The organism is Microbacterium sp. B35-04 (assembly GCF_010634885.1).
Lineage (GTDB): Bacteria > Actinomycetota > Actinomycetes > Actinomycetales > Microbacteriaceae > Microbacterium.
Genome location: NZ_MWLP01000035.1, coordinates 1 through 17,760, shown reverse-complemented (window position 1 = coordinate 17,760; position 17,760 = coordinate 1). Strand labels below are relative to the sequence as shown.

The 17,760-nt window shown below is 71.4% G+C and carries 15 protein-coding genes; 6 read left to right on the top strand and 9 right to left on the bottom strand.

Features of this window, described 5'->3' with window-relative positions; translation table 11 throughout:
• Positions 1-397: 397 nt before the first annotated feature.
• The 6 genes from B1729_RS09895 to B1729_RS09870 all read right to left on the bottom strand — a co-directional run bounded on the left by B1729_RS09895 (position 398) and on the right by B1729_RS09870 (position 6,758).
• Positions 398-691 (bottom strand): GIY-YIG nuclease family protein, encoded by a 294-nt coding sequence (locus B1729_RS09895; RefSeq protein ID WP_163632485.1) that lies wholly within the window; start codon positions 689-691, stop codon positions 398-400.
• A gap of 283 nt (positions 692-974) precedes the next feature.
• Positions 975-2,639, bottom strand: coding sequence for a S8 family serine peptidase (locus B1729_RS09890; protein ID WP_163632483.1), 1,665 nt, complete (start codon positions 2,637-2,639; stop codon positions 975-977).
• Between the two features lie 43 nt (positions 2,640-2,682).
• A complete protein-coding gene (locus B1729_RS09885) occupies positions 2,683-3,246 on the bottom strand; it encodes an acyltransferase (protein WP_163620743.1) in 564 nt (187 codons plus the stop codon).
• Positions 3,243-4,598, bottom strand: a complete 1,356-nt coding sequence (locus B1729_RS09880) for a wax ester/triacylglycerol synthase domain-containing protein (RefSeq protein WP_163632481.1) — start codon at positions 4,596-4,598, stop codon at positions 3,243-3,245. The genes B1729_RS09885 and B1729_RS09880 overlap by 4 nt, the downstream gene beginning before the upstream one ends.
• Positions 4,595-5,527 (bottom strand): glycosyltransferase, encoded by a 933-nt coding sequence (locus tag B1729_RS09875; RefSeq protein ID WP_163632479.1) that lies wholly within the window; start codon positions 5,525-5,527, stop codon positions 4,595-4,597. The genes B1729_RS09880 and B1729_RS09875 overlap by 4 nt, the downstream gene beginning before the upstream one ends.
• Positions 5,514-6,758 (bottom strand): glycosyltransferase family 4 protein, encoded by a 1,245-nt coding sequence (locus tag B1729_RS09870; RefSeq protein ID WP_275575841.1) that lies wholly within the window; start codon positions 6,756-6,758, stop codon positions 5,514-5,516. The genes B1729_RS09875 and B1729_RS09870 overlap by 14 nt, the downstream gene beginning before the upstream one ends.
• A 227-nt stretch (positions 6,759-6,985) precedes the next feature.
• Here B1729_RS09870 and B1729_RS09865 point away from each other — a divergent pair, with 227 nt between their 5' ends.
• Genes B1729_RS09865 through B1729_RS09840 form a run of 6 tightly spaced genes read left to right on the top strand, consistent with a single transcriptional unit; the run spans position 6,986 to position 13,149 of the window.
• Positions 6,986-7,879 carry a hypothetical protein gene (locus B1729_RS09865; protein WP_163632475.1) on the top strand — a complete coding sequence of 298 codons (894 nt, stop codon included), beginning with the start codon at positions 6,986-6,988 and terminating at the stop codon, positions 7,877-7,879.
• Between the two features lie 30 nt (positions 7,880-7,909).
• On the top strand, positions 7,910-9,484 hold the full coding sequence (locus B1729_RS09860; RefSeq protein WP_163632473.1) for an O-antigen ligase family protein: 1,575 nt from the start codon (positions 7,910-7,912) through the stop codon (positions 9,482-9,484).
• Positions 9,481-10,338, top strand: a complete 858-nt coding sequence (locus tag B1729_RS09855; RefSeq protein WP_163632471.1) for a glycosyltransferase — start codon at positions 9,481-9,483, stop codon at positions 10,336-10,338. The genes B1729_RS09860 and B1729_RS09855 overlap by 4 nt, the downstream gene beginning before the upstream one ends.
• A complete protein-coding gene (locus B1729_RS09850; protein WP_163620750.1) occupies positions 10,335-11,198 on the top strand; it encodes a GDSL-type esterase/lipase family protein in 864 nt (287 codons plus the stop codon). Before B1729_RS09855 ends, B1729_RS09850 begins: the two co-directional genes overlap by 4 nt.
• Positions 11,195-12,139 carry a glycosyltransferase gene (locus B1729_RS09845; protein WP_163632470.1) on the top strand — a complete coding sequence of 315 codons (945 nt, stop codon included), beginning with the start codon at positions 11,195-11,197 and terminating at the stop codon, positions 12,137-12,139. The genes B1729_RS09850 and B1729_RS09845 overlap by 4 nt, the downstream gene beginning before the upstream one ends.
• A gap of 38 nt (positions 12,140-12,177) precedes the next feature.
• Positions 12,178-13,149 (top strand): glycosyltransferase family 2 protein, encoded by a 972-nt coding sequence (locus B1729_RS09840; protein WP_163632467.1) that lies wholly within the window; start codon positions 12,178-12,180, stop codon positions 13,147-13,149.
• Between the two features lie 445 nt (positions 13,150-13,594).
• On the opposite strand, the gene B1729_RS09835 is transcribed toward B1729_RS09840, so the two are convergent.
• The 3 genes from B1729_RS09835 to B1729_RS09825 form a co-directional block, all read right to left on the bottom strand.
• Complete coding sequence (locus B1729_RS09835) at positions 13,595-14,785, bottom strand: glycosyltransferase (RefSeq protein WP_163632465.1); 1,191 nt, start codon at positions 14,783-14,785, stop codon at positions 13,595-13,597.
• A 23-nt stretch (positions 14,786-14,808) separates the two neighbouring features.
• On the bottom strand, positions 14,809-16,326 hold the full coding sequence (locus B1729_RS09830) for a sugar transferase (RefSeq protein ID WP_163632463.1): 1,518 nt from the start codon (positions 16,324-16,326) through the stop codon (positions 14,809-14,811).
• Between the two features lie 178 nt (positions 16,327-16,504).
• Positions 16,505-17,760, bottom strand: a 1,256-nt coding sequence (locus tag B1729_RS09825) for a glycosyltransferase (RefSeq protein ID WP_204318900.1), incomplete at its 5' end; no start/stop codon positions are given.

Sequence of the window (17,760 nt, the reverse complement as noted above, 5' to 3'; positions counted from 1 at the left end):
CGAAACGCCCCGGACACTCCCGCACACTCCAGGCGTTTCGTCTACGGGCGCCAGAGCGCCCTCCGCTCAACGACCGGGGGCAGCCTCTCCCCCGGTCGTTGAGCGAGCGAGGAACGAGCGAGTCGAAACGCGCCTGACCCTTCCGCACACTCCAGGCGTTTCGTCTGCGGGCGCCAGAGCGCCCTCCGCTCAACGACCGGGGGCAGCCTCTCCCCCGGTCGTTGAGCGAGCGAGGAACGAGCGAGTCGAAACGCGCCTGACCCTTCCGCACAGTCCAGGCGTTTCGACTGCAGGCGCCGGAGCGCCCTCCGCTCAACGACCGGGATTCCCGGTCGTTGAGCGAGCGAGGAACGAGCGAGTCGAAACGCGCCTGACCAACGAGCAACGCCGGGCTCTCCTATGGCGAGGGCGGTGCCGAGCCGCGCTTGCTCCAACCGATCACAGCATCGATGCCGCCGGCCATGAACGCCTCGCGCTTGCCGTGGCTCCATCCTTGAATCCGCTTCTCCCAGGCGAAGGCCTCGTCGATGCGCGCGAACTCCTGCGCCCACGCGAGCTCCACCGGCAGCCGACGCCGCGTATACGCAGAGCCCATGCCGGCGTTGTGCGCATCGAGGCGCCGGGCGAGGTCGATGGTGCTTCCGACGTAATACGTGCCGTCGGCGCACCGCAGGATGTAGACGAACCCCATGGGTTCATCCTGCTCGCGGTGGGCAGGCTGCGAGTCGGGGCGGTGGCTCTATGTGGATACGCCGAAGCCGCGGCGCGACGTGGAGGAGCCGCGGGGCCTGAACACTCCCGGACACTCCACGCGTTTCGACTGCGGGCGCCAGAGCGCCCTCCGCTCAACGACCGCGGGGAACGCCGTTTCGACTGCGGGCGCCAGAGCGCCCTCCGCTCAACGACCGGGATTCCCGGTCGTTGAGCGAGCGAGGAACGAGCGAGTCGAAACGCCCCGCACCCACAAGCACCCGTCAGTTGAGCAGCGTCAGCGAGATCGTCGGGCTGTACCCGGTGTTGCCCGCGGCATCCACCGCCCTTGCGTGCACGGGGTAGGTCGCGTTCGGGTAGCTGCGCGACGACAGCGTGCCGCCCCACGAGCCGTCGGTCTGCTTCGCCAGCGTGCCGAGCCTCGTCGTACCCGACCACAGCGTCACCCCGGTGACCGCCACGTTGTCGGTGGCGACCACCCGCACCGCGACGGTGCCCGAGACGGTCGAGCCTGCCGTGGGCGCGGTGATCGTCGCGGTGGGCGCCTGCGTGTCAGGCGTCGGCGTCGGCGTCGGGGTCGGCGTCGGCGTCGGCGTCGGCGTCGGTGTCGGGGTCGGCGTCGGCGTCGGCGTCGGCGTCGGCGTCGGGGTCGGGGTGGTGCCTGTGGGCACCGTCGACGCCAGCCAGCCGGAGTACCGCCCGGAGATCGGGCTGAGCGGGTCGCCCGCGAAGCGCTTGCCGCGCGTGGTCGCGGCCGCCTGCGCCTGCGCCTCGAGGACCTGGAACACCTCCCGCGGCGTGCGACCCTCGCACGAGCCCTCGGCGAAGCACGTCAGCACGACGCCCGACATCACGGCCGCCGACATGCTCGTGCCCGACGCGATGTAGCCGTACCGGTTGCCCTTCTTCGTCGTGTACGGGCACGTGCCGGGAGCCGCGATCGTGTGCGCGCGATCGGCCGCGCTCACGGCCCAGTTGCTCTTCGGGTTGATCGTGTCGTCGACCGGAGCCGACGTCTCGGCGCACAGCTTCGCCGCACGCGAGCCCGGCTTGCCGTCGTAGTCGGCGACGTTCGTCACGGTGATCACCTCGTCGAAGTTGCCGGGCGAGTACTGCGCCAGATCGCGCGTCGAGTTGCCCGCCGCCGCGACCACGACGACGCCGTCGTCGACGAGCGCGCAGATCGCCTGATGGATGACGTCGCCGTTGGTGTAGCCGCAGTTGCCGTCGTCGGCCTGCCCGAACTGCATGCTCATGTTCATCACGGCGATGTCGTAGCGCTCGTGGTTGTCCATCACCCACTCGAGGCCGCACATGAGTGTCGCCAGCGTCCCCTGCATCTTGCTGTCGAGCACGCGCACCGACGTGATGGGCGCACCCGGCGCGATGCCGACCAGCCCCACGCTGTTGTTGATCGCCGCCGCAGCGCCGGCGACACCCGTGCCGTGCCCGTTCGCGTCGGTGCCGTCGCCGCTGCCGAAGCAGTTGATCTGCCGGGCGACGTTGAGGTCCGAGTGCACGCTCACGCCCGAGTCGATGATGGCGAGTCCGGGGCCGTCCCACACGCCCGCCGATGTGGCGCTGGTCGGCGGCAGATCGGCCTCGACCGTCCCCACCGCCGGCGTCACCGTCTGGGCGGCGCCGGTCACCACCTTGTTCGGCGACAGCCCCCGCACCGTGGGCGACACCCGCAGCAGGGCGACCTCGTCGGCCGTGAGATATCCCGTGAAGCCCCTCACGACACTGTCGTAGACGGCGTCGGGCTCTGACGCGATGCCCGTGAGCGCGGCATCCAGCCCTTCCATCGATCTGAAGCTGACGGTGTACACGCCCGCCGCGTCACCGGCGGCGAACGATGCCGACACCACGCCGCCGCCGAGGAGCGACGCCACGACGGCGGTCCCCACCGCCAGTCCCGCGAACCGCATCGCCCGTGTCGAGTGCTTCCTCCCGCGCGCCGAGAACCTGGCGCTATTGCTGAGCTTCCCCACTGCTCGCCCCTACTTTCTGGCCGGATGGCCTCTCGCCGATGACGCGCGCCGGAACCCCTCCGACGATCGCGAACGCCGGAACGTCCTTCGTCACCACTGCCCCTGCAGCGACGACGGCGCCCTCGCCGATCGTCACGCCCGCCAGCACCACCACGTTCGCGCCGAGCCATGAGCCCGCACCGATCACGACATCAGCCTCGATCTTCGGCTGATCCATGATCGGGACCGGTCCGCGCTCGATGCCGTAGTTCGACGCCGTCACCATCACGTGCGGGGCGAACAGGCACTTCTCACCGATCTCGATGCGGCCGGTCTGGTTGCCCGCCCAGATCAGGCTGAACTCCCCGATGTGCGTGCCGGCGCCGATCGAGATGCGCTCCGCGTTGCGGAACGACACGTTCGGAGCCATCGACACCCCCGGCCCCATCCGGATCAGCGGCACCTGCCGCACGAACGAGTAGCCGTGGAAGTGCGCCAGGCGCAGACCGTGCAGCAGCGTGCGCGGGTCGAACACCGACGCCAGCGCACCCCAGAGGCGGCTCATCGCGCCGCCCCCGCATCCGTCGCCGCCGCGACCGGCGCCGCCGCGACCGGCGCCGGCGCCAGCAGTTCGCGGTAGACCGCCATCAGCGCAGGCAGGTCGACCGACGAGCGCGCCGTCACGCTGATCACGAGTTCGCGGCGGTACGAGCACGCCAGGCACGCCACCTCGTCGCGCGGATCGCCCGCCGGCCAGCCGGTCACCGTCTCGACGGGGGCGGTGCCGAAGAACCGGTCGTCGCGCCCCCACGTCACGGAGGTGGCATAGCCCACCCAGTCCTCGGCACCCTCGACCACCGAGCCGCCGGAATCCACCGCGGCCTGCACCTGCGCGCGCACGCTCGGCACGATCTGCTCGAGCGGGGCGGATGCCGCCGCCACCACCTTGACGACGCTGATGTCGTTGCGCACGACGCCGTCGCCCGCCCTGCGCCGCGAGATCGGCACGAGGATCGACAGGGACTCGGCGTCGGGCCGCTGGCGCGCCATTGCGATGAGCGTCGCCGCCGTGACCAGGTCGTTCACCGTGCCGCCGAGCTTGTACGCGCGGCGGGTGGCCGCCGCGAGGTCGACCGCCTCGTAGGCCGAGCGGCGCCCCTCACGCACGTCGTCGAGCAGCCCCGTCCGCGCGATGCGCGCGTTCTTGACCGGGCGCAGCAGGCGCCCGCCCCACCGGCGCAGCCGCATGCGGAACGACTTGCGCCAGTACGCCCGCCACGCCTGCCGCACACCCGGGTGTCGCGAGCGCCACTGCGCGAACGCGAGCGCGAGCACCTCGACGCCGTTGCGGGGCGGGATGCCGAGTTCGAGGTACTGCTCCTCGCCCGGCTCGGGCGGCTCGGCCATCGCCGCGGTGCCGGCGATCACGTCGCCGATCCGCAGGCCGTACAGCGCGTCGCCGACCACATGGTGGTAGCGCATGACGATCGCCACGCGCCCGGAATCCAGCTCGACGAACTCGAAGTCCCACAGCGGGCGCGACGGATCCATGGTCGGGCTCAGCCGCCCCGTGAACCGCTCCACGCGGGCGGGGTCATCGGGCTCGACGCCGTCGGCGAACCGCACGTGATAGTCGAGGTCGAGACTCGACACCGGCACCCACGCCGGCGTCGTGAAGCGCAGCGGAGTCTGCACCAGGCGCTGGCGCATCGCCGGCGCGAACCAGCTCAGCCGCTCGACCCGCCGGCGGATCGCGGCACGGTCGAGCGTGCCGTCGGGCGCGCGCAGCGCAGCGCCGTCGACGATCATCGTGCCCGCCGCGTGCATCGCCGCGAAGGTGACCGCATTCGACACGTACTTCTCGTCGAGCGAGCTGATCAGCTCGGCCCGGCGCGGGAGATCGGTGTGCGCGCTCATGAGTCGTCGCCTCCGCTGCGTGTCGGGACCCCGAGCGAGATCGGCGCCGGCGGGTCGCCGTCGACGAAGACGCGCCCGTCGAGCGCGAAGCGCACGGCGGTGAAGAACCCCCTGAGGATTCCGCGGAACAGTGCGAGGTCGGCATCCCGTCGCCGCGGTTCGCGCCGATTGCGCAGCGCGCGCGACAGCGTGCGCTTGGTCGCCACCGCGAACAGCCGCACCCCGACGATCGCGCGCAGGCGCACCCACTTCGCCGTGAGCGCCCCGAGCCCCAGTCCGTACCCGTGGTGCAGCGCGGTGTAGGCGTCGTCCGCTCGGGTGTGCACGTGGTGCACGACGCACGAGGGGTCGTAGAGGATGTGCGCGCCGTCATCGAGGACGCGGCAGAACATGTCGAGGTCCTCCGCGCCGGCGAGCCGGCGTCCCGCGCCCAGCACCGGATCGAAGCCCCCCAGGGCGACGAGCTGCTCGCGCCGGAACGCCATGATCGCGCCGTGCCCGGCGTCGATGCCCTCGATCGTGCGGGTGAAGCGCCGGGGCGGCGGAGCCGGCTGCGTGCCGACGAGCGTGTGGTCCAGCATCCTTCCGGTCACCGCTCCGACGACGGGCGCCTCGAAGCCCTCGAGGATCGGCGCCATCCAGCCGTCGACCGCGGCGCAGTCGTCGTCGGTGAAGACGATGATCGGGCGGCGGCTCGTCTGGAGCGCCAGGTTGCGGGCGATCGAGAGCCCCTTGATGTCGCTGCGCACGTAGTCGACGCCCGCGGCGTCCGCCACGCTCCGGGTCGCCGTCGTCGTCGACGCCGAGTCGATCACGAGGATCTGCACGCCCGGCGGAGTCACCGCCGTGAACGAGGCGAGCGCCGCGGTGAGCATCTCCGCCCGCTCGCGGGAGCAGATCGCGAGCGTCACGTCCTCAGGCCGCGGCATCCGACGATCTCCTCACCAGACGTGCCGCCTCGCGGTAGGCCGCGAGCGTCGCCTGCGTCGCCGCGGCCCAGCTCAGTTCGTCCGCCCGTGCCATCGCGGCACTCGACATCGCGGCGAGCAGCTCGGGTCGGTCGGCCAGGAGATCGAGTTGCGCCGTCAGAGCATCGACGTCGCCGACGCCGTGCGTCATCCCGGTCACGCCCTCGTCGATCACCGCGCCCGCAGCCGTCGAGACGAGCGGGACGCATCCGGCCACCTGCGCCTCGTAGGTCACGAGGGCGCTGCCCTCCTCCACCGTCGGGAGCAGCAGGACATCCGCGGAGGCCAGCACGCTCATCGGCTCGGCGGTGACGCCGCGCACCTCGACGCTCGGGTGGGCGAGCAGGGGCGCCAGGATCGCCGCGTAGTCCTCGTCGAGTAGTCCGTACACGAGGAAGCGACCGTCGGCTGCCGCCCTCGACGCCGTCCACGCCCGCAGTGCGGTATGCAGTCCCTTGCGCGGCGACCCGCGGCCGAGGAACACCGCGGTGAACGGCCTGCCGCCGTCGGCGCGGGCAGGTGGCGCGGCGACCGTGCAGCCGTAGCGGTGCCGCAGCAGCCGGTCGTCATCGAACCCGCGCTCCAGGAACGAGCCGGCGACGGCCTCGCTCGGCACAAGCAGCCCCGCTGCCGCGGTGTATTCGTCCTGCTCGGTGGCGAGCCGTCGCGTGTCGACGGTGTGGCTCTCACCTCGGCGGGGCTCGAGGCCGAGCGTCGCGTACTCGCGCGCCACGACCTCGTACGCATGCGCCGTGTGGGTATTGGGCACCTCGCGAACCCCCGGGATGCCGCGCCGCCGCGCCGCCCGCAGCGTGCGGGCCGACGCGAGAGGCCACGCGTGCACGACATCGTCCGCGCCGCCGTCCAGCAGCCGGCCGACGAGACCGGCAGCGACGGCGTCATGGAGGCGCATCGCGCGGTCACGTCCGATCACACGGTGCGGCACGCGCCGGCCGCGAACGGTCAGGGTTGTACGCACGGATGCCGCGCCCTCGATCGGCTTCGCGATCGATGCGGCGACGATGTGCACCTCGACTCCGGCACGCACCAGTTCATTCGCCTGGTTCCATGCGGTCCAGCCGATGCCGGGTGACCCGAGCGCAAACGGAAAGCTGTACAGGACTGCCAGAACGCCACCTCCCCCAGGACGAGGCCCGCCACCAACGGAGCCATGCCGGCTCTCGCTGACCACTCTGTGGGAGCCGTCAAGACGGACACAACCCGGGCTGGCGAATGTCGCTCAGTCTTTACACCCGTGCAACAAACGCACAGGGCGCCGTTAACAATGCGGGGCGACTATGGCAGAGCAAGTCTTGTCGCGACACCACATCTGGGACCGGTGCGCGACGTGGACGGCCCGATGGCGTGCTGGGGGTTCGGACGGTCTGCGTCCGAAAGCACACGGAGAGAGGGTGTCTCATGGAGACTCCGAAGTATCTGCAAGTCCTCTGGAACTACAAGTGGGTGCTGGCTTTCGGTGCGCTCGTCGCCGCCGTGGCCGCGTTCTTCGCCGGCTTCGCGATCGTCGAAGGGCAGGTCGTCTCGCGAGCGCAGCAGACGTGGACGGCCGCCACGACCATGCTGCTCACCAGCGAGTCCGACCGGCTGTACCAGTCGCAGGTGCCGGGTGTTCCCATCGAACAGGGGACGTCCGACCCGCAGGTCATCGACATGTCGTCGATCGCGCTCGTGTACGCGTACATCCTGTCGAGCGACATGATCCAGGACACGGTCGAAGCCGAGATCGGTCCGCTCGACGACGACACCGAGTCGATCACGGCGCTGCGACGCACCACGCAGCCCACCGGCGACGAACGCTTCCCCGGTCGCTACGACCTGCCCGTGCTGGAGGCCGTCGGCACCGCCGAGACCGCCCCGCGCGCCGAGGAGATCTCGCGCGCCGCCGCGACCGCCTTCACGGCCTACGTCGTCGCCGAGCAGGACGAACAGGAGATCGCGCCCGAGCTGCGTGTGCTCATCGAGCCGCTCGGCGCGAGCGACGCCGTCGAGGGCGACTCCTCGAACCCTGCGATCCCCGTCGTCGTCACCTTCGTGGGCGTGTTCCTCGCCTTCGTGGTCCTGGTGTTCATCATCGCCGGATTGCGCTCGCGCTCCGCCCGGCGCAAGGCCGCTCGCGCACAGGCGGCCGGCGACGCGGCGGAAGAACCGGCGAGCGGAACGGATGCCGACCCCGGCGTCGCCGCAGCCGAGCCCACCGGCATCGCGGTCGATACCGAGGTCGGCGAGCTCGTGGGCGCGGGCCCGCCCTCGCGCCGAGCCGGGCGCGCCGTCAACGAGAACGAGACCGCGTAGGCGTCGGTCGCGCGGCTTCGGAGCCACGACATGTCGTCCGGCAGCGCACCGCCTGTCACACCCGCCGACGAGGCCGACGCTCCACCTGTCCAGGGCGCGCCCGGCGACGGAACACGGCCCCGCTGGGGCGCCGTCGCCGGGATCGCGGTCCTGTTCGCTGCGATCGTGATCGCCGGGGTGATCCTCCTTCCGCCGATCGCGGTCGGGGCCGCCCTCCTCGGCATCGCGCTCATCGTGCTGCTGCGCCGCATCCTGTTCACGTGGCCGGCGCTGCTGTTCCTGCTCGCGGCGACCATCATGTTCATCCCGGCCCGCCGCTACGCGCTGCCGATCCCTCTGCCCTTCGCGCTCGAGGCGTACCGCCTCATGATCTTCGTCGCGATCGTCGCGCTCGGGCTCGCGTTCCTGTTCGACCGGTCACGGCGCTGGCGGCCCGTCGCCTTCGGCTGGCCCATCGGCATCTTCCTCGCGACCCTGCTGGTGTCGTTCATCGCGAACGGCACGCGGCTGGTGAACGAGGGGCTGGCCACGACCGCGCTGTCGGGCTTCTTCCAGCTCGGCGTCCTGCTGTCGGTGTTCTTCTCGGTGCGCCAGCTGCTGACCAGCGAGCGCATGGTGATGGGCTTCCTCATGGTGCTCACGTGGATGGCCGTGATCGTGGCCTTCCTCGCCGTCTTCGAGCGCGTCGCCCGCACCAATGTGTTCCTGATGCTCGCGAACTTCCTGCCGCTGGTCGTGATCCGTGACGACGGCGGCGACGCCATGCGGGCGGGGGTGAATCGCGCATACGGCTCGGCGCAGCATCCGATCGCCCTCGCGGTCATGCTGTGCATGTTCCTGCCCATCCTCATCTACTTGGCGAAGTACGCCATCTGGCCGCGCAACGTGTGGAATCGGCGCATCGCGTACGGAATCGGGACCGTCATCGTGTTCGGCGGAATCGTCGCCGCCATCTCGCGCACGGCCGTCGTGGTGATGGGCGTGATGTTCCTGCTCACCCTGGTGCTGCGACCCAAGGTCGCGCTGCTGCTGGCGGCGTTCGCCGTGCCGGCACTGCTGCTGGCGATGTTCCTCGTGCCGGCCCAGGTCGAGTCGATGCTGCTGTCGTTCCTCGACGTCGACACGCTCATCGCGTCGCAGTACACCTCGGCGGGGATGACCGGAGCCGGGCGTCTCGCCGACCTGGAACCGGCCTTCGTCGAAGTGCGCCAGTACCCCTTCTTCGGGCAGGGCTTCGGCAGTCGCATCGTCGTCGGGGACGAGGCGAACTCCTTCATCCTCGACAACCAGGTGCTCAGCATCCTGATGGAAGGCGGCGCACTCGGCGTCATCGGCTACGCGATCTTCATGCTCACGCCGGTCGTCATGCTCCTCGTCTACGCCCTGCGCTGGGCGGCCGAGGCCCGGCACGCGCTGCTCGCCTTCGCCCTCGCCGTCTCGATCGCCGGCTACAGCGCGGCGCTGTTCTTCTTCGACGCGTTCGGCTTCTTCCAGTCGTTCCTCGTGCACATGATGCTGCTCGCGGTCGCCGCGTGGGTCGTCACCGAGGGATCGCGCACGGCCGCGGCTCCCACACCGGCATGGACCCCGGAGGTCTGCCGATGACCGCGCGGCTGAGCATCGTCATCCCCGCGCACGACGAGGGTGCGGTGATCGACCGCGTGCTCGGCGCGCTGTGCGGCTCCGGTAGGAGGGACGAGTTCGAGATCATCGTCTCGGCGAACGGCTGCACCGACGACACCGCCGCCCGCGCACGCGCCTACGACGGCGTCCAGGTCGTCGAGACATCCGAGACCTCGAAGGTCGCCGCGCTGCAGGCCGGTGACGACGCCGCAACCGCCTTCCCCCGCGCCTACGTCGACGCCGACGTGCGGATCGACCCCGACGCGCTGCTGGCGCTCGCCGACGCCCTCGACGCGCCCGGGATCGAGGTCGCATCTCCTCGGCTGCACGTGGACACCTCCGGGGCGTCGTGGCTCGTGCGTCAGCACTACCGGATCTGGGAGCTCAGCGACTACCGCCGCAGCGACCACATCGGCTCTGGGGTCTACGCGCTGACGCGGGCGGGCCGCGCCCGGTTCGACGGCTGGCCCGACGTCATCGCCGACGACCGGTTCGTGCAGCAGCTCTTCGCTCCCGCCGAGCGCGCGATGCTCGCGGACCACACGTTCAGTGTGCGCTCGGCGGCCGACATGCGCGCGCACCTGCGCCGCTCGGTCCGCATCGCCCGCGGCAACCGCGAGCTGCCCGACCGGATGCAGCACCAGGATGCCGCGCGGCCGTCCGCGGCATCCCGCGGCGGGCTCGCGCGTCGGGTCGCCGCACGGCCGGGCCTCTGGGTGCCCTTCGCCGTGTACTGCGTCAGCTGGACGCTTCCCAACGTGCTCGCCCGTCGCGACATCGCTCGCGCGCGCACACGGACCTGGAACCGAGACGACACGAGCCGGGTGATGGCATGAGAAGACCAGCCGCGACGACCGCCGCGATAGCACTCCTCCTGGCGGTGCTCACCGCCTGCGCGGGTGCGCCCGCACCCGAGCCGGTCGACCTCGACGAGCTCGAGTCGAGTCCCACGCTCTCGCAGGTCTCCACGATCGGCGCACTCGGAGACTCGATGACCCTGGGAGTGAACGCCTGCGCCGAGCCCGGGCGCTGCACCGCCGCGAGCTGGGCCACCGGTGACGAACCCGCCGTCGGCTCCGTCGCGATGCGCATCGGCGCAGCCAACGGCAGCGTTCCTGACACCGTCAACGCCGCGAAGGACGGCGGCACGGTCGCGGACGCGGTCGCGCGTGTCGACGAGGTGATCGTGGCCGCGCCCGAGCTCGTGCTCGTGCTGCTGGGCGGCAACGACGTCTGCGCCGCCGACGTCGACGGCATGACGAGCGTCGAGGACTTCCGGGCGTCGTACACAGCACTGCTCGCCGCGCTGAGCGAGGGCCTGCCGGACGCCCGCGTGCTCGCGCTGTCGATCCCCGACCTCCACCGGCTGTGGGAGGTCGGCCGCGACGACGAAGGCACCCGTCAGGTCTGGGACAGCAGTCCGTCGTGCAGCAACCTGCTCGGCGACGCCGCCGCGACCGACGCGGCCTCGACCGAACGGCGCGACGCCGTCGCCGCCCGCACCGACGAGCTCAACGCGGTCATCGCCGAGGTGTGCGCCGCCGACAGCGCCTGCATCTCGGACGGCGGCGCCGTGTTCGCCTACGAGTTCTCGCCCGCCGAGATCTCGGCGATCGACCACTTCCACCCGTCCGTGGCGGGCCAGCAGGTGATCGCCGAGATCGCCTGGGACACCCTCATGGAGGCCGCACCATGACCACGCTCCTCGTCGCGATCTCGGGCGGCCACCTCACGCAGCTGACCATGCTCGCCCCCCGCGTCGCCGACGGCGACGACGTCGTCTGGCTCACCGACGACACCGCGCAGAGCCGGTCGCTGCTCGAGGGCGAGACGGTGTACCACGTGCCCACCCGGCCGCCGCGCGACTACGCCGGCGTCATGCGCGACACGGGCATCGCGCTGCAGGCGATGCGGGACCACCGTGTCGATCGCGTCATCAGCACGGGCGCCCAGATCGCGCTGTCGGCGCTCGTGCCCGCGTCGGCGCGGCGCGTGCCGTTCACCTACATCGAGAGCGCGACGCGCGTCACCGGGATCTCGGCGACGGGCAAGGTGATGGAGCGGGTGCCGTGGGTCGACCGCTACGTGCAGTACCCGCACGCGGTGAACGCCCGGTGGCGGTACGCGCTCTCGGTGTTCGACGGCTTCCGCGTCGAGCCGGTCGAAGACCCCGCGCCGATCCGCCGCGCCGTGGTCACCGTCGGCGGTAACGGCGACTTCGGGTACCGACGGCTCGTGGACGGCGCCCGCGCCGCTCTCAGTGACCTCGACGGCGACGTCGAGACGCTGTGGCAGGTCGGAGCCACGGACGTGTCGGACCTTCCGATCACAGCGGTCTCGTCGCTGCCCTCGAGCGAGCTCGGCGCGGCTCTGCGGCAGGCCGACGTGATCATCGGGCACGCCGGCACCGGCACCGCCCTGGCCGCGCTGTCCGCCGGCAAGGTACCGGTGCTCGCACCGCGGTCGGTGGAGCACGGCGAGCACGTCGACGCGCACCAGCAGGATCTCGCGCGGTTCCTGGGCGAGCGCGGGCTGGCCATCGTGTGCGAGCCCACCTCGCTCCGCGCGTCCACCCTCGACACTGCGCGCCGCTGGCGCGCGGTGAGCTCGAACGACCTCGCACCCGTGCCTCTCTGAGTCCAGCACCCACGCGACCACCTCTGGAGGACCACCCCGTGCAGACCCCGGCCCCGGACATCACCGTCGTCATCGTCAACTACGAGACCCGCGACGACACGGTCGCGTGCGTCGGCTCGGTGCTCGCGCACCTGGGCGGTCTCGATGCGCAAATCGTCGTGGTCGACAACGGATCGGGTGATGGCAGCGCGGCCGCGCTGCGCGCGGCGCACCCGGGCATCGACGTGGTCGAGGCCGGTGAGAACCTCGGGTTCGCCCGCGCGGTCAACCGCGGAGCCGCCCTCGCGCGCGGCGAGTTCGTGCTGCTGCTCAATCCCGACGCGCTCATGCTCGAGCACTCGCTGCCACGGATGATCGGGTTCGCCCGCGAGCATCCGCAGTACCGCATCGTCGGCGGGCGCACGCTGCGCGCCGACCTCACGCTCGAGCCCTCCTCGTGCTGGGGCGCGCCGACGCTGTGGTCGCTCAGCATGTACGCGACGATGCTGTCGACCGTCTTCCGGCGCTCCCGCCTGTTCGATCCCGAGTCGCTGGGCACGTGGCCCCGCGATACGATCCGCGAGGTCCCGATCATCACCGGATGCCTGCTGCTCATCCGCCGGGACGACTTCGTCGAGCTGGGCGGCATGGACGAGGACTTCTTCCTCTACGGCGAGGACGCCGAGTTCAGCATGCGGGCTGCCGCGCGGGGCATGGCCCGGGTCGTCTATCCCCCGGCGGCGATCATCCACACCGTGGGCGGATCGTCGGCGGGCAGCTCGAAGGGCTCGATGGTGCTCGCCGGCAAGGTCACCTATCTCCAGAAGTCCTGGCCGCCGCGACGCACGGCCGTCGGCGTGCTGCTGCTGAAGACGGGCGTCGCCGTGCGCGCCGCCCTCGAGACCGTGACGCGCCGGGCGAACCGGCCGTGGACGACGGTCTGGCGGCGCCGCGCCGACTGGGCATCGGGCTATCCCCACGCCGAGGCGGCGCTGTTCGGCCGGCCGCTGCCCGAGCCCGCCGCCGCGTAGCGGGTGCGGCGCGTTTCGACTCGCTCGTTCCTCGCTCGCTCAACGACCGGCAGAGGGGAACACCCCGTCGGTCGTTGACCGGAGGGCGCTCTAGCGCCCGCAGTCGAAACGAGGCCTCTACCCCCGGTCGTTGAGCGGAGGGCGCTCTAGCGCCCGCAGTCGCAACGAGGCCTCTACCCCCGGTCGTTGACCGGAGGGCGCTCTAGCGCCCGCAGTCGCAACGAGGCCTCTACCCCCGGTCGTTGAGCGGAGGGCGCTCTAGCGCCCGCAGTCGAAACGCCCCTGGTGTGCGGGAATGTCGGGGTCGGAGTGCGCCGGGTGCGGCGCGTTTCGACTCGCTCGTTCCTCGCTCGCTCAACGACCGGCAGCAGGGCAGAGCGGCGCGTTTCGACTCGCTCGCACCTCGCTCGCTCAACGACCGGGAAGGGGCCGTGCGGGCCCTGCGTCAGGCCGAGACCCGCGCGGCGTCGGTGCGCGGGGACGCGGGCGCCGACGAAGCACGTGGCGACCCGGCATCCGTCGCGCCCTCGCCCAGCACCCACGTCCGCACCTCGGCGACGAAGCGTGAGATGTCGAACTCCGCGGCGCGTTCCCGCGCGGCAGCAGGGTCGATGCGCTCCAGGCCCGCCACCGCCGCGGCGAGCTCGACCGGGTCGTCGGGATCGACCGTGAAGCCGGTCACGCCGTCGATCACCGACTCGGCGGCGCCGCCCTCGCGATTCACGATGACGGGGCATCCTGCCGCCATCGCCTCGACGGGGATGATGCCGAAGTCCTCGACCGGCGGGAACACGAAGGCGAGCGCGCGCTGGAACAGGGCCCGCATGAGCGCGTCCGACACGAACCCCAGCATGTGCACGGGCACCGACGCCGACGCGGCGAGCGCCTGCAGGTGCTCGCGTTCGGGCCCGGTGCCGGCCACGACCACGGGCACGCCCAGCCGATCGCCCATCTGGATCACCGCGTCGTGGCGCTTATACGGCACCAGTCGCGACGCCGCCATGAGGTAGCCGCGCTCGGGGAGCGCCTCGAGCACCGCCTGCTCCTCGCCGGTGAGCGCCTCAGCCCATTCGCCGCCCTCGATGATCTCGCGCGCCTTCACGGGCGGGTGGATCACGCGCGCGTCGCGCTCCCACGAGCGGACGATGCGCCGGCGCACGAACTCGCTGTTCGCCGCGAGATCGCCGGCGTGCACCGCCGCTGCGCGATCCACGCGCTTGAGCATGCTGCGCGCGGCGGCCAGCGCCGCGGAGCTCCCGCGCCCGTCGAGCTCGGGCTCCCACAGGTAGCGAGCGGGCGAGTGGACGTACGAGAACTTGGGCACACCGTCGCGACGCGTGCCGAAGTCGCAGTGGTGCGCGAACACATAGCTGCTCGTCAGCACCCAGTCCGGCAGCGAGCCGACCTTGGCGGCACGCCACGTCGCCGGCATGAGGGGCAGCCCCATCGCCTTGTGGCGGCGGAGCGGCGTGCGCGCCATCCACGACTCGCGCACCGAGCTGCGAGGGAACCGCTCGCCGTCGTCGCTCCACAGCGCGAACATCCGTGAGTCGGGCAGCGCCAGCCGGAAGGCGTCCAGCACCTGTTCGGCGCCGCCCGAGCATTCTATCCATTCCTGGACGATGAGACCTGGCATGTTCCTACGACCTCTCGGGTGGTTCAGTAGGCGCCGTCACGGTGCAGCACGGCTTTGGCAGTCTTCGCGAGTACGACGATGTCGCCGGTGATCGACCAGTTCTCGACGTAGTACAGATCCAGCCGCACGCTGTCCTCCCACGAGAGGTTGGAGCGGCCGTTGACCTGCCACAGCCCGGTGATCCCCGGGCGGGTGAGCAGGCGGCGACTGACCGGGCCCTCGTACTGCTCCACCTCGCTCGGCAGCGGCGGACGCGGGCCGACCAGGCTCATGTCGCCGCGCAGCACGTTCCACAGCTGCGGCAGCTCGTCGAGCGAGTACGCACGGAGGAAGTGGCCGGCGCGGGTGACCCTCGGGTCGTCCTTCAGCTTGAACAGCACGCCGTTGCCCTCGTCGAGCGCGCGCAGCTCCGCCAGCCGCGCCTCGGCGTCGACCACCATCGAGCGGAACTTGAGCATGGTGAACCGTGCGCCGTGGGCCCCGACCCGCTCCTGCCGGAAGATCACCGGACCCGGGCTGCCGAGGCGCACGGCCACCGCGATGGCGGCGAACACCGGCGCAAGCAGCAAGAGCGCCACCGTGACGACCGACACGTCGAACAGTCGTTTGACCGCATGGCTGTACCCCGAGTACTGCGGCAGGTCGACATGCACCATCGGAAGGCCGCTGATCGGCCGCATATGGATGCGTGGGCCGGCGACGTCGGTGAGCCGCGACATGAGGATCAGCTCGACCTGCGAGTTCTCGAGCTCCCATCCGAGCCGCCGGATCGCATCATTGCCGCCGGGCAGGCTCCCCGCGACGATGACCGCACGCGCCCGGCGGTTCTTCGAGACCCGCGCGACCTCGTCGAGCGGCACGAACGGCAGCACCTCGGTCGATTCCTCGACCGGGCCCGCGTGCGGCGACCCCGGCGTGCTCACCGCGATCGCGCGATAGCCGATGCGGTAATGGCTGCGCAGCTGCGACACGACGCGCAGCACGTCGTCCTGCTCGCCGACGACGATCGCGCCCGTCATGCACCGTCCCGCGCGCCTCAGCGCGTGCAGGTACGTGCGCCACACGCCGCGCCCCACGATCAGCAGCACGAGCCCCAACGGCAGCGCGATCGCCAGGTAGCCGCGCGCCGGCTGCAGCTGGAACAGGTAGGCGACGACCGCGAAGGCGCCGAAGGTGAGCAGCGTCGACTGCAGCACGCGCTGGTACTCCACCATGCCCGTGCCGGTGTTGCGCAGCAGCCTGCTGCGTGTCGCGGTGAGCGCGACCAGCCAGACCACGATGAGCGCGATGCTGATGAGCCCGTAAGCGACGTCCGCGGTCGAGACGGCACCGGCGCGAACCGGGTCGCCGAACCTCAGGAGCTGAGCGGTGAACACGGCGACCGCGATGGCGGCGGCATCCGTCGCGATCATGCCCCAGGCGAGACGGCGACGCCAGCCCAGCCTGCGCGGCTGCGGCGCGATCTCGGCGACCGTCGAGAACAACTCGACGGGAGACGCCGGTCGGGCCGTCGAACGAAGATCGAGAAAAGCAGATGACACGGGCGCACCCCCAAGAACGCAACCGACACGCATAACGAGGCCATCGGCCCCAGTGCCCGTCGATGCGATCCCCGCTCGCGAAGGCCACGCTAGCCTCGCCATCGGCCCGATGCCAGGAAGGTCACCACCTGTTTACACAGGCTTCGGGTGCGCGTGACACGCGCGAAACACCGCGGCGTCAGCAGCCGCGGGCGAGCGCGATGATCCGCTCGTGGCGAGCGGTCCACGAGTTGCCCTCGACGAAGGCGATCCTCGCGATCTCGTCGGCCGGACCGGCCCGCAGGGCGTCGTCCACCACGTCGACGAAGTCCGAGACCGCAGGCGTCAGCCACACGCGGTCACTGATGTCGCGCACCGGCGGCAGATCGATCGACAGCACAGGCAGACCCGCGGCAAGGTACTCATAGAGCTTCAGCGGGCTCATCGCCTCGGTCAGCGGCGTCCGCCGGTGCGCGACAAGGGCCAGATCGCAGTTGCGCAGGGTGGCGATGAGCTCTGCGCGGCCGACGCTGCCGTGCACATGCACGTTGGCCAGCGCGCGCAGCGGCGCGATGTACGCCGCGTCGGGCAGCGGACCGAGCAGCACGGTGTGCACGTCGGGCCGGGCACGCGCGAAATCGGCGATCCCCTCCACGTCGAGCCGGCTGTCGAGCGTGCCGACGTACACGGCCCGCGATCGCGGCACGCGGGCGAGCCAGTCGGGCTCCGGCGGCGGCGCCTGCAGCCATTCGGCGGGTTCCACGCCGTTGGGGACCACCTCGTGGGGCCCGGTCGGCTCGATGCGCTCGAGGATCTGCGCCGAGACGGCGACCACGCTGCGACCGGACGCCGAGATGCGACGGTACGCCTCGCGGAAGGCCGGCCAGTACTCGCTGCGGCCCGGCGAGCTCAGCCAGTCGTCGCGCGCGAAGAACGTGGTGTGACGGGTCCACTCGAAGGGCGAGAAGCCGGCGACGAGCGGGTTGCAGGTCAGCGCCACCGGTTCGCTGAGCCCGCGCCGCTGCGCCTCTCGACGCAGCGACGCGTCGTACTCCGCGTACTCGGCGGCGACCTCCGTCGGATCGAGGCGGTCTGCGCGCCTGCGGCGGGCGGGCGAATGGAGCCAGATCCGATCGGATGCCGGAAACCGGGCGTCCCGGTCGAGCACCGGCGACATCGTCACGCGGGGCAGCCAGCGGAACGGATTCGCCACCACCAAGCGGCCGACGTTCGGGCTGCGCATGAGGCTGGAGACGATGCGATCCGGCGGCCGCATCATGCCACGACGCACGGCGTCGGCGTAGGTCTCGAAGGAGAAGGTGAAGACGAAGTCGTCGGTGCCTTCGGCTGTGCTCCCGGCCGTCGTGCGGTGGAAGCGCGAGTCCGCTTCCGTCACCCGGGCACCAGCTCTCGCACCACGCGCGCCGGCGCGCCGACGGCGACCGTTCGCGGCGG

Excerpts from the sequence above, each read along its gene's own strand:
- B1729_RS09855 (WP_163632471.1), top strand. The coding sequence starts at position 9,481 with ATGACCGCGCGGCTGAGCATCGTCATCCCCGCGCACGACGAGGGTGCG.
- B1729_RS09845 (WP_163632470.1), top strand. The coding sequence starts at position 11,195 with ATGACCACGCTCCTCGTCGCGATCTCGGGCGGCCACCTCACGCAGCTG.
- B1729_RS09875 (WP_163632479.1), bottom strand. The coding sequence starts at position 5,527 with ATGCCGCGGCCTGAGGACGTGACGCTCGCGATCTGCTCCCGCGAGCGG.
- B1729_RS09860 (WP_163632473.1), top strand. The coding sequence starts at position 7,910 with ATGTCGTCCGGCAGCGCACCGCCTGTCACACCCGCCGACGAGGCCGAC.
- B1729_RS09890 (WP_163632483.1), bottom strand. The coding sequence starts at position 2,639 with ATGCGGTTCGCGGGACTGGCGGTGGGGACCGCCGTCGTGGCGTCGCTC.
- B1729_RS09865 (WP_163632475.1), top strand. The coding sequence starts at position 6,986 with ATGGAGACTCCGAAGTATCTGCAAGTCCTCTGGAACTACAAGTGGGTG.
- B1729_RS09850 (WP_163620750.1), top strand. The coding sequence starts at position 10,335 with ATGAGAAGACCAGCCGCGACGACCGCCGCGATAGCACTCCTCCTGGCG.
- B1729_RS09895 (WP_163632485.1), bottom strand. The coding sequence starts at position 691 with ATGGGGTTCGTCTACATCCTGCGGTGCGCCGACGGCACGTATTACGTC.
- B1729_RS09885 (WP_163620743.1), bottom strand. The coding sequence starts at position 3,246 with ATGAGCCGCCTCTGGGGTGCGCTGGCGTCGGTGTTCGACCCGCGCACG.
- B1729_RS09880 (WP_163632481.1), bottom strand. The coding sequence starts at position 4,598 with ATGAGCGCGCACACCGATCTCCCGCGCCGGGCCGAGCTGATCAGCTCG.
- B1729_RS09835 (WP_163632465.1), bottom strand. The coding sequence starts at position 14,785 with ATGCCAGGTCTCATCGTCCAGGAATGGATAGAATGCTCGGGCGGCGCC.